This is a genomic window from Clostridioides sp. ES-S-0054-01, assembly GCA_021561035.1.
GTDB lineage: Bacteria > Bacillota > Clostridia > Peptostreptococcales > Peptostreptococcaceae > Clostridioides.
Genome location: CP067346.1, coordinates 1,156,307 through 1,170,970, shown reverse-complemented (window position 1 = coordinate 1,170,970; position 14,664 = coordinate 1,156,307). Strand labels below are relative to the sequence as shown.

Below are 14,664 nucleotides of genomic sequence, written 5' to 3'. Positions count from 1 at the left end.
TTATTTAGAATATATTTCTACTTGATGACCAGCTACTTGTAATGATGTTTGTACTGCACTATAAAGTGTTTCTTTAACACTTGGGTCATTTGCTCCACTTGCTACCACTATCACTCCCTTTATCTTTGGCTCTGTAGTTTTTATAACTACAGGGTCACTTGAATTTGAAGTTATCATTGTTTTATTTTCACTAGAAGTCGTAACTGTTCTTTCTCCACCTTGTGCATCTTTTTCCTCCGTTGTTTCTGTTGTATTATTTGAATTAAAGGCAGGTTGTATCTCTTCACTTGATTCAAATGTAACCATTACATCAACATCTCCTGCACCATCAATTTTAGATAGTATTGTTGTTAATTTTGATTCCAAATCATCTTTTTCTTGTTCTTTAGTGACTTGCTTTTCAGTACTTTTGTTAGCCTCTGTTTTTCCAACTTGTTTATCATTATTGCTACTAGGAAAACAAGATAATAATACTAATGAAACCACACATATTCCAGCTATAGTTATTAGTGAATATACCTTTCTCTTATCTTTGTCATTTAAGTTTTTCAACATTCTCCCAACTCCTATTTATCAATTTGTATATCTTCTATAGAAACATCAAGCACCTTTATTAAGTCATTTTTTAATTTTTCTTCATTTAGATTCAGTCCATATTCTGTACCTTTTTTAAAGACTTGTTTAGAATTTTCTTTGTCATTAGAGTTTATGTTTTCTTCATCTCTTTTAGTACTATTATTTTTATTTTCTTCATTAATACTGCCATTATTTTTTGTATCATTATTCTTTTCTTTTATTTTTATATTATTTATATTTGCTCCATTAAGCTCTATATCTTCTAAATCATAACCATATTCGTCAAGCTTTAATTTAAGTACTTCTTTTAAACCATCCTCATATCCCTTAGATAGACTATTATTTCCAGTCTCTTTTGCCAAAGCATTTGTGCTATCTACATACTGTTTGTTGTAGTTTCCCATAGATTTCAAGATTCTGTCTTCTAAACTCATATCTTTTGAAAAAAAACCTACTACTGGAGTTATTACAATAAATACAAACATAAAGTTTAAAACTAAGTTGACATAAGGTTTTATCTTAGAATTTGGTAAAATCATGTCTACTATATTTACTATAAAAGCTCCTATCAAAACACTAACTATCCATGCCTTTATGCCCTCTAACATAGCATCCTCCTCTCTAAAAACTTTAGATTAAACGTAATCATTTTTCATTGATATATGAATTATCCTTGACTTACGACACTTATCGAGGTCAAAATAGCTACAGTTACAAAGAACATTACTGTTATAGCAATTACTGATGCTAGCATTATTATCATTAAATTTGCAACTTCATTTAAAAAATTAGATATTCCATCTTCTCCAACAGGCTCTACAATTATTGCCGCTAATTTGTATACTACTATCACTGATAAAATTTTTATCACTGGAAGCAAACAAATTCCAACAAGTAAGATAAGTCCTATTCCTCCAAATATATTTTTTATAAGCTGAGATGAAGATAATAAAATATCCACAGAATCGGATACAAATCCACCGACAACAGGAATAAAATTACCTATAGCAAATTTAGCAGTTTTTACACTGAATTTATCAAAACTAGTTACATACAAGCCTTGTATAGATACAAGACCCAAATAAACTGTAAACATCGCTCCAATAGAAACATAATTTATTTGTTTTACAAAGGAGAAAAATCTCTTTAGCCTTATATTTTTTGATAAATTGTTTATTATTAAAATTCCAAATGCAACAGTAATAGATACAAATAGGAAGTTTTTAAAAAATACATTTATAAATGTTACTCCTCCTATGAAGATAGGATTCAAAGTGGTAGATGTTATTGGGAATCCAATTAAAAGTAAAAATGTTATTAATATTGGCATTATGACTTGCATAAGACCTACAGTATGGTCTATTGCATTATAGCAAATCTGTAATACATCTTTGAAACCAACAAGTGTAAGTGATACCATTGTGATAAATATTATATATGTTGCTATTTGACTTACTGCACCTGATGAAAAAGAGTTTTCTAGACTCTTTAAAATGGATGATAACAGAGCCAGTACCAAAATCACTGCTACTACTTTTAAACTTGCTTTAAATTCATCAAACATCAATATCTTCAATCCATCTTTATTGAATAAATCTAAGATATTTTTTTCTCCACTAATTAAATCTTTTACAAACGATTTTAAATTAACATCATTAATAACTATTTCTTTATTTATATAGTCTTGAATTTCATTTATGTCCAGCTTATCTAACTGACCATCTATATATTTATCTATGCTATTTTTTGTTTCACCATATTCTTTATCTTCACTACTTGGTACTTCATTAGCAAATATCATAATAGCAAAGATATTTATAAAAAAGAAAGTAAATAAAAAACCTATAATCATTGGTAAAAATCTTTTTTTCATAAGCAACCATGCCTCTCTTCACTCTATAAACCTCAATACAACTAAAGCTCTCTAATATACCCATAGTCATTCCAAGATATACAACTATGGAATTATGTTTACCACCATTTCTACAATGGATAAAAGTATAGGGAAAGACATTGACATAACTATTATCTTACCTCCAAACTCTAGTTTTGAAGCAATGTTTCCTTCCCCACAATCTTTACAAAGTTGTATCGCAAATTCCATTAAGTATGCTATCCCAATTAATTTTATTATTAATGATATATACATAGTCGGGATATTAGCCTTATTAGCTAAATCTTGTATACTATCTACTATGAAATTTAGCTTAAACATAACTGATAGTAGTATTATTACTCCAGTTATTATTGCTATGAAATTTGCTATCTCTGGTCTATCTTTTTTAATTACTAAACAGAGTGTAGTTGAAATGATTGCAATTCCTATTAATTGCATTATTTCCAAATTACTCCCTCCTCTTTAGTAAAGTTGAAACATTGTTCTTACAGTATTAAACAAATCACTTATTTCTGTTATTACCATGCCCAATACGATTATTACACCTGCTAATGTAGTAAGACCTGCCCAATCTTTTCTATCTGTTTTTTCCAATATCATATTCAATACTGATATTAGAATACCGACACCTGCAACCTTTAATATCAATGATATTTCCATAATAAACCTCCCCATATTAAATCAATATAATACATATACCTATACCTATAAACGTCACTAATTTTTTATACAATACGCCTTTTTTGTTTATATCTTCCTTTGTCTCATAGGTTTGTTTTTTCAAATTTTCTATAGATAAATCTATCATTCTTTGTTGTGACTCTATATCACTTTTCCCTAAAGTAAGTATTAGATTTTTCAGTTCCTCGATTTCTCTATTACCTAGATAAGTTTCTTTATTTAAGACATCAATATTTTCTGATATTATCATTTCCAAAGTTTTACTTTGTTCATTGTGAAGCCCTTCTGATATTTGATAGAAAAATTTCCAAAAACAAAACTCTTTATTTCCACCTATTCTATTAAAAATTTCTTCTAATGTATAAAGCCCGAAAGATAAATCCATCCTCAAAATTTCTAAAACTCTTATTAAATCGTTTAATTGTTTATGTCTACGAGTATAAGTTTTGTATATATGTTCACCTATTAAATAACTACTTCCTATTAAAAGAGCTATAATAATTATTTTAATTTGCAAAATACCATCTCTTTTCTTCTAAATCATAAATTTTCTCAATCGTTCCTGCTCCTCTTTTTGCAGAAAGAATTATAACTTTTTTAAATAATTCTTTATCTAGAAGTCTACTTAACTCTTTTCTATTTTGTATATCATCTATTGAATCCCCATGCACAGTAGTTATTAATCCTATCCCTCCATTTAATGCTGTGTATAATGCCTTTATTTCTTTTTCACTTCCAATCTCATCTGTCACAATAACATTTGGCGACATAGACCTTAAAAGCATCGTAATACCCAAGTCTTTTGGGCAAGTTTCTATTATATCAGTCCTTATTCCAACATCCATTTGTGGAACACCTAGATAAGCACCTGCTATCTCATTACGCTCATCTACCAGAGCTACTTTCAAACCTTTAAATCCATAATCCTCATTACCATTACTTAAATTTCTTACTATATCCCTTATTAAAGTTGTTTTTCCACATTGAGGTGGTGATATTATCAATGTATTATTAATCTGATTTTTTCCCTTTATGATATGACTTAAAATCTTATTAGAGCATCCAATAATTTCCCTTGATACTCTTATATTTAAAGATGATATATGCTTTATGTTTTTGACTTGTCCATCTTCTACTATTACTTTTCCAACTAATCCTACTCTATGACCACCTCTCAAAGTTATAAATCCTTTTTTTATATCGTCCATAAATGAATGTATTGAATATTTACATATTATTTGAAAAGTTTGCTCTACATCTTCTCTTGTTACTATATATGAGTTTTGTTGATTTAAATCAAGGGTCATAGTTTTTTGATTGTAAAAATAATCTTTAGAGTTTGCATTTAGTATCAATGGTTTTTCTGAGCGTAACCTAATTTCTTCTATGTTTAGATTATTGTTTGAGATTTTTTCTACCTTTTCTCTTATAGTTGTAGAAAGAGAGTTTATTATTTCATCAGAAAGTTTATTCATTTCTTGTCCTCCTCCTTTGTTTATATAATTCTATTTATAAAGGACAAGGAATATTACCAAAACATATATATTTTTTAAATAATGTTTATCAATAAAAAAAGTAAATCTATTTATTTAGGATTCATTTAGTAAGTAGGTTCTGTTAAATTACTATTATTAATCTTTATAATATATTACTCAATAAAAAGGGGCTGTCACATGAGCAAATTAAATTTGTTCTGTGAGAGCTCTTTTTTACTTATCTTAATAGGTGTATTTTTAATTATTTTATATAAAATTTATGTTCTAAGTAAAATTATGCATGACAAATAAAGGTATAAAAATACCATTTTTCAAATAATATTTGATTATAAGTAATAAATTGAGACTGTAAACTAACCTGTGCTTTTGCCTTTTAAAAAATTCATGTCAAAAAAAGAGCTGTCACTCATGATTAATTTTAATCATTTTGCAACACCCCCTTTAAGCTAATGTTAAACTATGTCTTTACTCATTTACTAAACTATAATATGTATTTTCATTTAATATAAGTTCCTCATGATTACCTGATTCAATAACTCTACCTTTGTCTATAACATATATTTTATCTGCATTTTTTATAGTAGATAATCTATGGGATATAACAATAACGGTTTTATTCTCTAGCAAGTTACTTATATTTTCTGTTATTATTTTCTGAGATATATCTCATAATCTCATTAGTATCCAAATAATCTTTTGCTTATCAGTAAATCTTCAACTTTAAACTCTATTTTTATATTATCAATCATTTTTTTATCAGTCATTTTTGCTCTACATTTTATTTTATATAGTTATGCTTAATCATTTTGTGAAAAACACTCAACAATAGATTCTCCTTCAATTTTATCTTTCGATATATATACAGAAATAAATCCCATAGCAACAAAAATTGCAAATAGTATAATTATTTGAGTCCAAGGAATATTGAGTTCTGCTGTCCTAGTATATCCACCTTCTAAAAGAGATTTATTTAGATTTACTATATTATAATTGTAATTAACTGTTGCAATCACAGATCCGATTATAGAAGCTATAATTCCATATAGTTGACTTTCAATAATTAGAATTTTTTTAATACCTTTTGTACTCATACCAATTGCTCTTAAGGTTGCCAACTCTTTTCTTCTTGCAATAATATTACTTCTCATAATGAAAATGATATTCACTGAAAGTATTAATAGAATCAAAATCTGATATATTATAGAAAGCCTTTCTTCTGAACTTTGTTGAGCTCCCATAAGTTTTAGTTCTTCACCTTTTCCATTGATTTCTGTAGCTCCATAATTCTTGGTTAATTCTTCTACTCTTCTTTCTACAGAATATAACTGTCCTTTTTCAGCTGTTATAAAAAGTTTATTGTACTCTTTTTGACCTGTTAATTCTTTATAATCATTTTCTCTAAATATTATTTGAGCCCCTTGAGCTTGTGTATTCCCATCCTGACCTGCTGCATATGATTCTTTCATGATAGCGCTAACCTCCACCTTGAAGTTTTCATATTTTTCAATTCCATCTCTATATACAGGTAGTTTTATTTCTATAATATCTCCTATTTTCACATCATCAATCACCTTTGTAGCAAAAGAATGTGTAACTTGCGAATTTGTATTGTTAACTAAGATTACTTTCTTATACTCACCATATATAGGACTTAGTATATTTTTACCTTTTTCAATAAATCCTTGTCGTTGCTTTAACATATCATCGCTATATCCTCTTATTAAAAGTGGATATTCATTGATATATTCATCTTGATAAGAGGATTTCTTTCTGTCCAATTCGTCTTGATATGCTTTTGACAACTTATCTTTAGAAAGCAAAATATGGGCACGATGATTATAAAAATGTGGTTCTACATACCTTACTCCTTTTGTATCATTTACTTTTTGTATTAAATTATTGTCTAATTTATAAAATAAAGATTCTGAATTTCCAGAATAACCCTCAATAGTTTTATCCACACTTCCATATGACATCGACCAGGAACCACCTGTTATTCCTTCTGCCATATTGGATTTTACAAAACTTTTAGTACCTAAATTTAATATAAACATTGTTCCAATAAAAGTAATTGCTAATATTGTCAATATTGTTCTAGGTTTATTTCTCCATATATTTCTAGTTGCTATACTTATAAGTAAATTTTTACTTTTTTCATCTCTCTTTTTATTTTTGTTTTTTGATTTTCTCTCATACTTTTCACTTGTCATTATAGCTTCGATTATAGACATTTTCATAGACTTTTTAATTACTATAAAACTAGAAAGAGATACTGATATGATTGAAACTACAAAAGAACATATTATACTAGATATTTGTATTGTTAGTACCGAACTGTATCCATACACTACTCTTAACCCAACATATGAAAAAATCATTCCAAATACTATTCCTATTAGGGTTCCTAAAATTATATAAATAAAGCCCATAGTAATAAGCATGCTTTTTACTTTTTTATTTGACATACCAATAGATCTCATAAGACCTATTTGACTAGTCATATCCTGAAAAATAATATTAAATATATTGTATATCACAATAGTTGATACAAAAACTAAAAGGACTGAGTTTATAATATTTTCTTTACTAAATTTTGAAGTTTGTCTTTGATGTTTTGCTAAATCAACCTCCCCATTTTCATGCAACTTAGATAGATTAGTATCTAGCTTTTTTGTCATTTTAGTTATAAATTGAGATACATTTTTCTCTGACTTAAGATATATTGTTCCAGTATATGTATCGTTTACTTTTATTGGTAACTTAGAGTCATTATACACAAAGGCTCTAAATATGGAACCATAGCTAGATGTGTCATAATATTTAGCTGGTTTTTCTATCAAACCAACGATTTTGAATGTTTTATTTGCACTGTCTATCTGATTAATTCCATTGTCATCTAAGTACTTGTTCAAAAGCATTAAGTCTATACTTTTATTTAATGGAGCAGATATTCCCATCTGATTTGTAGCCTCTTTTTCTATTACTATTTCTCCATCTTTTATTGGTTCTCTTCCATCTATCTTATATCTCAAAAAATTTATAAATTTTTTGTCAAATGAATTTAAATCAAGCTTAACGCCGCTTTTTTTATCGACTATTTCACATAGTTCTTTTGAGGTATTCGACTTTGATATATCATTTTCATTTATAAGATTCTGTACTTTATCCTTATCTAACTCCTTAAACTCTACGTGATAGTCACCCTGTAAATCCTTCGCCTCTGTTATTTGAGAATCATATCCAGAATTCCTAATCACACTCATTGAGAAAATAAGCATCACAGCAAGAACTATACATGATAATAGTGCTATTGTTTTTCCTTTTTGTTTTTTCATGTAAGAAACTGCTAGTTTCCATGTATTATTCATAATCATTCTCCCCTATATTTATTAAAAAGTATTAAATCAGTAAATCTCATATAAAAAATATAGATTTCCTGCTTCAAAACTCTGTCACATAAAGTTACTCTTACTTTTTATCTAATTCTTAATACGCTGTTAATCCAAATGGCGATGGTCTACCATCTATTGGTTCACAATCTGTATAACAGTAGTAAGTTTCTGCACTTGGATTATATCTACATGAATCTACTTGTACCTCAACCTCTTCAATTTCAACCTTACCAGCTATTGCGCTAATTGTTAATTTTTCCATAGTATTCGTCTCATCTAAACCATTAACGATATAACTATGATAGTCTGCTTTTTTACTCATTAATTCCTATATCAAATACACATTAACTAAATAGATTGAAATAAATGATAATAAACATTTTTTGTAATTATCTGCATGATATCCACCTGTAAATTATCGTATTGGACAGTGTCATATAAAAATAATGCAGTTTCCTTAAATCGATTTAGTATATATCCTATAATAATATAACAATTATATTAACTATAAATGCTATTAATGTTTTAAATCCATATAAGTATAAATCATATTCCTTTTCGTTTACTGTTTTATTACAAATTAAAAAGGATGTTATCTTATTAACACAAGATTCGGTCATATAAATCGCCTCCAAACCTTCTATACTTAAAAAATAACACACCTTATTCTATTATTCAACATAATCTCTCCAACTGGTCATTTTGGATACCCAACTGGGTTTACATTGTAAAATTGATTTAGACAAGTGTTTATGTTTTAATAAACCTCTTACATTTAAATTTTCTACTACTACTCTACAAGGCTTGGTTTTCACTATTGTATTAGTAGTTTGGTGTATATGATTTAATTTAATATCAGAAAGTTTTTTATAGACAAGTTTTATCTGCGTTTCAACCTTTATGATATTTTAAGTTTTTATAAGTTTTTCACCTTTTTGAAAGGTATTACCACTTTTTAACATATCACATTTCCTTGAAACTTACCTTTGAAGTTTTTTAAGTTTCTTATTTAATCTTTTAACTTCTTTTATCTTAGATATCATTGCAGGAGATACGTCAATACCATATAATTCTTCCATTTCTTTACCTCCAAAAGTTTAATATGAATATTATTCCAATCTTACCAATTTTACATTCAAAAAAGACTATAGGTAAGTTTGTATTTACACAAACCTACTTACAGTCTCGAACGAAAACCTCCTATAATATCTACATTTCTTTTATCATACCTTTCTTATAAGCCATCAAAAGTAGTTTTAAATCTTCTATTTCTTCTTGTATTTTTACTCCTTCATCAGTATCCCTCACCATTTTTCTCTCTGTTTTATGCTCTACTACAACGGTTGTAGATAAAATATCGCTTTCATTTGCAATGGCTTCTTCTGCAGAATTAAATGGTTCATGTGATACTAATTGTAAGGTTCTAGAATTGTATATCAAAGTGTATCCAGCTATACCAGTAGTTTTTTGGTAAGCTCTAGAAAAACCACCATCTATAACGAGAATTTTACCATTAGCTTTTATTGGACTCTCCCCATTTTTACTTTCCACAGGAACATGACCATTTATTATATGTGATTCATCAAGTTCTAAATCAAATTCTTCAAATATTTTTTCACAAGCCATCTCATTTTCTCTAAGCTTAAAATATGGATTCTTATTTTCTTTATGAGTCTCTTTTTCTGCTATAAAATACCTTTCAAATGTAGTCATATCATCTTTTCCAAATAATGATGAACATTTTCCAGTCCACAAATACCACATAATATCCATACCATATAGTTTTTCTTCTGCTTTATCTTTAAAGAAAAACCCTTCTCTTGCTAGAGATTCCATTTTATCCATAAGAGCTTTACCTTTATACTCTTTTCCCATTATATTCATAGACATAAAACTTCCATCTTCATTTAATGGTACACATCCATGAATCAGTAAATTTGAGTTTGCTTTTAAATATATACTTCCTTTAGAAAATAAAAATGAAACATGTTTTTGTAATTTTTCACTGCCTCTAAATGAAGATACTAATTTATCCATAACGTTTTTTTCTTCTATTGTTAATTTATATGGGTCTTTTTTGTCTATTGTAGGCAAATAGGTATCTTTTAATTTATATGTTTTCCCTTTTAAAGTAATCGTACCTTCATCATAATTTATCATGTTGAGCAAAAGTCTATGTTCCATCTCAAACTCAGGTCTTCGTCTTATAACTTCACCTTCAAGCTTAAATTGAATTATACTTATTGCTTTATGCATTTTCGCCATTAAAGATTTTTCTGTTGTTGTTACACTTTGGTCATTAATCTTTGGAATAAATTCTTTACAAGGGTCATCTTTATACATCTCTATAGCAAAAGTGGCTAAAGGCAATAGATTTATTCCATATATGTCTTCTACAATGTCTAAATTCGCATATCTAGCTGATATCCTAAGTGCATTTGCTATACAAGTTTTTTCACCTGATGCTGCACCCATCCATAATATATCATGATTTCCCCATTGAATATCTACACAATGATGCTCAATAAGCTTGTCGACAATTATATCTGGTCTTGGACCTCTATCATAAATGTCTCCTATTACATGCAGTCTATCCACAACTAATTTTTGTATAACTGTAGAAATAGCAATTATAAACTCTTTAGCTATTCCTATATCAACTACTGTTTCAACTATACTTTTATAGTACTCTTCTTTATGCTCACTTTTAACATGCTCGTGCAAAAGTTCTTCTATTATGTATTTAAAATTTTCTGGTAAAAGCTTTCTGACTTTAGACCTAGTATATTTGCTAGAAGCATACTTACAAAGTTCTATAAGCCTATAAATATTTATTCTATAAAAATCATCTATATTTTCCTCTTGCTTAATTATTAAATCTAGTTTTTGTTCAGGATAATATACAAGAGTTGCTAACATTTTTTTTTCACTGTCTCTTATTGTATTTGAAAACAATTCTTCTATTTTTCTCTTTATTACACCAGAACCATTTTTTAATACATGGACAAATGGTTCATATTCACCATGTACATCTGTTATAAAATGTTCTGTTCCCTTTGGAAGATTTAATATAGCCTCTAAATTTATTATTTCTGTACTTGCTTTTGATATACTTGGATATTGTTTTGACAATAACTTTAAATACTTAAGCTTGCTGTTTAAATAATCATCTGATATTTTACACAGATTTTTCATAATTCGTCCTCCAAAATTATATTAAGTTATATTCTTTTTTAATTATACCATACTTAATATACTTTTTCCGAGATAAAATATACACTAATTATATTCCCAATAAAAGTGACATTCCTATTAAATTAGTATAAATACCATTATAATAACATTCTTTTTTTAGTATACTCTCTACTTCAAATCCAACTTTTTTGTATAATTCTATAGCATTATAATTTTCTTCATTAGTGACAAGAGTTATTTTCTTAGTTATTCCATTTGATTTACACCATTCTATAAGGTCTAACATAAGCCTCTTACCTAATCCAATGCCCCAATATTTTTCTTTTACAACAATTCCTAATACTCCGACATGCTTTCCTTTCGCTTTTTGATTAGAATCAATCGTCGCAATACCAACTATTTCACCTTCTATAAATGCAATCAATTTTATTGAATTATCAGACGCTTTTGCTGCTTCTATAGCATTTTCTTGTTCCTCCAAAGATATTTTATATTCATTCTTCCCAAATGAGAGAAAATGAGTTTCTCCACCTACTTCATTATAAAAATTTATAATACTTTGAGCATCTTCTTTTACTCCTTCTCTAATAATCACGTCTACACCATTTTTTAATGTTATTGTTGGCATAAATTTACCTCCTAATAAGTTTTTTTATCTATAAACATGATACTATTGTTTTTATGTTGTTACAATATTTTTCATGTATTAATAACAATATAAGGCTATACTAAAATAAAAAACTAATAATATTTTAATATAACCTTATATGTACTTATTTGTATTTAATTTTCTGCCAATATTTAACTTTAGCTTAATAAACTATTATAATATAATTAAACTATTTTCTTTAAATCTTCACCATAAACCTTTCTATTATAAGACTTCATTATAAAGTATAATGGTACTCCGATTGCTAAAGCTCCTAATCCCATAATTAACTGATGCATAGATGCTTGGAACAATAACCATGTACCAACACATACTGCAATTAGAGGGATTACTGCTCCAAAAGGAGTTTTAAAAGTACCTACTAATTCTGGTCTTTTCTTTCTAAATACTAATACTGATAACGATGTTGGTATATACTGTATAAATCTAGCAACTGCACTTATCGCTGCTAATTCAGCAAAGCTTCCAGATAAAGCTATTGGTATAGTGATTAGCATAGTAGCTATTATCGCTACATATGGTGTACCTTTTTTATCTTTTCTTGCAAATATTCTTGGTAACATTTTATCATCAGCTAAAGCCACACAACTTCTTGGATTTACGAAAGCACCACACATACAAATTCCACCAACAGAAACCAATGTTCCAAAAGTAACCAATCCAGCACCCATATTTCCAAAACATATTCTTGCAGCATCTGCAACTGGTGTAGATGTATTAGATAATGAATCTCCTAGTATACCAACACATACAACTTGATTTAATATATATATTATTGATGCAATTACTATTACACTTATAATTGCTATTGGTATATTCTTTTTGGGATTTTCCATATCTTCTGCTGCAACTGCTATAGATTCAAACCCTGTAAATGAATAAAACATTAAAAGTGCTGCTGCTCCAAACTCTGTTGCTCCAGCTCCTGGAGGTACCATTGTTGAAGTAGTAAAATTAACTCCTTTTATAAAAAATATTCCTATTCCTATAAATAATATTAATGGAATTAGTTTACCTACAGTTATAACATTTTGTACAATTTTTGATAGAGATACACCTAATAAGTTTATAATTGTAAGTCCAACTATCATGGCTACAATTATAATTTTTTGTATATATGGGTCACCTGCTGGAGCCCATACTGCTGATAATGATGTAGGAAAACCTACTATCAAAGCTCCCCAGGAGATACATCCTATTACCCATTTCATAAGACCTACTTCAAAACCACAAAAATCTCCAAAAGCTTCCTTAGTATATACATAGGCAGCACCGTTTTTGTTAAATTTACCTGCCACCTCAGCAAAACAGAATGCCATAGATAAAACTAATAACATATCAAACATGTATACAAATATACTTGCTACACCAAATGCTTTCATTGCATCTCCTGGTAATAGGAAAACTCCAGCTCCTACTACTGCATTAATACCTAAAAGTATAATACTTATCAATCCCATTTTATTCTTTTCATTCATGCTCAATCCCCCCAAGGTATATTATAAATTCGAACAAATACTTATAAAATATTTAAATAAATTTTCCATTTTATTACAGTAATCTACCATCATTTCTGGATGCCACTGTATTCCTACTACAAAATTTTCATTCTCTTTTTCAATAGCTTCTATTATACCATCTTTTGAGTATGCTATGGCTTTTAATCCTTTTCCAAGTTGATTGATACTTTGATGATGATAACTATTTGTAAGTAATTGTTTTCCTAAGATTCCTTCTAAAATGCTTCCTTCTTTAACATCTACTTTATGAGTAGCTACATGTCTTTTGGAAGATTGTGTATGTTTTATATAACTTCCTTCTATAAGATTATTATCTTGATATAAAGTTCCTCCTAAACTTACATTTAAAATTTGTAGTCCCCTACATATACCTAATATAGGCTTTTTAAGTTCTAATGCTATACTTATTGCAATTAAATCAAATTCATCCACTTCTGGATATATAAATGTCGTTTCTTCTCTTATTTCTTCTCCATATAACTGAGGATTGACATCCCATCCTCCAGATATTAAGACTCCATCAACCATCTCAATCTGTTTTCTTATAACTTCTTTATCTGTATTTACTGGAATGATGACTGGGCTACCTCCACCTTTTAGTACTGCATTTATATAATCATTATTTACATATGACCTTTCAAGACCTGGAAACATACCATTTTCCATTATTATTAAATTTCCTAAAATCCCTATTATTGGTTTCATAATTAAACTCCTAACTAATCGATTGTTTTATGTATTTATTTTATATTTATATAATTTTCCAATGCTAGAGAAAGCTGGTCTGGGCAAGATGTTGGCTTTGTTTTACACTCTATTCCTTTTAACTTTTGAATTACATCTTCTATATTCATACCTTCAACTAATACCTTTATCCCTTTTAAATTTCCATCACATCCACCTATGAAGTTTACATTTGTAACTTTATTTTCCTTTACCTCAAATTCAATTTCTGTAGCACAAGTCCCTGTTGTTTTGTATTTCATAATTAAACCTCCCAATTATTTTGTCGTCTTATCTTTATAAATAGCAATATACATGCCAAAATTTATAATTATTTTTATTTATTATTTATTTAGTATTTTCAGCAGTTTTATTAATTGTATTTTTTATTTTTAATTCTATTTGCACTTTTCTTACAAAAAAAATAGGTAATGGGTTATTTTATTTTAACCTATTACCTATCTAATCCTATTTTTAAAACCTATTAATATTTAATCTTAAATATAGAATATTC

Annotated in this window: 16 protein-coding genes and 1 pseudogene; all 17 read right to left on the bottom strand. The window is 28.0% G+C overall.

All coding sequences use genetic code 11. The features are described 5' to 3' along the window. The 17 genes and pseudogenes from JJC02_05700 to JJC02_05620 all read right to left on the bottom strand — a co-directional run bounded on the left by JJC02_05700 (position 1) and on the right by JJC02_05620 (position 14,413). Entirely contained in the window at positions 1-555 is a 555-nt protein-coding gene (locus JJC02_05700) for a stage III sporulation protein AG (GenBank protein ID UDN55667.1), read from the bottom strand. An 11-nt stretch (positions 556-566) separates the two neighbouring features. Then, positions 567-1,184 (bottom strand): stage III sporulation protein AF, encoded by a 618-nt coding sequence (locus JJC02_05695; protein ID UDN55666.1) that lies wholly within the window; start codon positions 1,182-1,184, stop codon positions 567-569. Between the two features lie 59 nt (positions 1,185-1,243). Continuing rightward, positions 1,244-2,449, bottom strand: coding sequence for a stage III sporulation protein AE (gene spoIIIAE, locus JJC02_05690; GenBank protein UDN55665.1), 1,206 nt, complete (start codon positions 2,447-2,449; stop codon positions 1,244-1,246). Positions 2,450-2,533: 84 nt separating this feature from the next. Continuing rightward, positions 2,534-2,920: a stage III sporulation protein AD gene (spoIIIAD, locus tag JJC02_05685; protein ID UDN55664.1), complete on the bottom strand. Its 387-nt coding sequence runs from the start codon at positions 2,918-2,920 to the stop codon at positions 2,534-2,536. A gap of 15 nt (positions 2,921-2,935) precedes the next feature. Further along, complete coding sequence (spoIIIAC, locus tag JJC02_05680; protein ID UDN55663.1) at positions 2,936-3,133, bottom strand: stage III sporulation protein AC; 198 nt, start codon at positions 3,131-3,133, stop codon at positions 2,936-2,938. Between the two features lie 16 nt (positions 3,134-3,149). Continuing rightward, positions 3,150-3,671: a stage III sporulation protein AB gene (locus JJC02_05675; protein ID UDN55662.1), complete on the bottom strand. Its 522-nt coding sequence runs from the start codon at positions 3,669-3,671 to the stop codon at positions 3,150-3,152. Further along, a complete protein-coding gene (gene spoIIIAA, locus JJC02_05670) occupies positions 3,661-4,629 on the bottom strand; it encodes a stage III sporulation protein AA (GenBank protein UDN55661.1) in 969 nt (322 codons plus the stop codon). The genes JJC02_05675 and spoIIIAA overlap by 11 nt, the downstream gene beginning before the upstream one ends. Before the next feature lie 486 nt (positions 4,630-5,115). Further along, entirely contained in the window at positions 5,116-5,277 is a 162-nt protein-coding gene (locus JJC02_05665) for a hypothetical protein (GenBank protein UDN55660.1), read from the bottom strand. A gap of 170 nt (positions 5,278-5,447) precedes the next feature. Then, positions 5,448-7,985, bottom strand: coding sequence for an ABC transporter permease (locus JJC02_05660; protein ID UDN56383.1), 2,538 nt, complete (start codon positions 7,983-7,985; stop codon positions 5,448-5,450). 151 nt (positions 7,986-8,136) lie between these two features. Continuing rightward, positions 8,137-8,364, bottom strand: a complete 228-nt coding sequence (locus JJC02_05655; protein UDN55659.1) for a hypothetical protein — start codon at positions 8,362-8,364, stop codon at positions 8,137-8,139. Positions 8,365-8,370: 6 nt separating this feature from the next. Then, positions 8,371-8,454: pseudogene (locus JJC02_05650) on the bottom strand (accessory gene regulator B family protein). Positions 8,455-8,521: 67 nt separating this feature from the next. Then, entirely contained in the window at positions 8,522-8,662 is a 141-nt protein-coding gene (locus tag JJC02_05645) for a hypothetical protein (protein ID UDN55658.1), read from the bottom strand. Between the two features lie 589 nt (positions 8,663-9,251). Continuing rightward, positions 9,252-11,237, bottom strand: coding sequence for a fructose-1,6-bisphosphatase (locus tag JJC02_05640; protein ID UDN55657.1), 1,986 nt, complete (start codon positions 11,235-11,237; stop codon positions 9,252-9,254). Positions 11,238-11,325: 88 nt separating this feature from the next. Further along, on the bottom strand, positions 11,326-11,865 hold the full coding sequence (locus tag JJC02_05635) for a GNAT family N-acetyltransferase (GenBank protein UDN55656.1): 540 nt from the start codon (positions 11,863-11,865) through the stop codon (positions 11,326-11,328). A gap of 206 nt (positions 11,866-12,071) precedes the next feature. Further along, on the bottom strand, positions 12,072-13,385 hold the full coding sequence (locus JJC02_05630; protein UDN55655.1) for an amino acid permease: 1,314 nt from the start codon (positions 13,383-13,385) through the stop codon (positions 12,072-12,074). A gap of 21 nt (positions 13,386-13,406) precedes the next feature. Next, the gene (locus tag JJC02_05625) at positions 13,407-14,132 is read right to left on the bottom strand and encodes a gamma-glutamyl-gamma-aminobutyrate hydrolase family protein (protein ID UDN55654.1); all 726 of its coding nucleotides are present in this window, start codon (positions 14,130-14,132) and stop codon (positions 13,407-13,409) included. Positions 14,133-14,167: 35 nt separating this feature from the next. Continuing rightward, positions 14,168-14,413, bottom strand: coding sequence for a TIGR03905 family TSCPD domain-containing protein (locus JJC02_05620; protein ID UDN55653.1), 246 nt, complete (start codon positions 14,411-14,413; stop codon positions 14,168-14,170). Between the last annotated feature and the right edge of the window lie 251 nt (positions 14,414-14,664).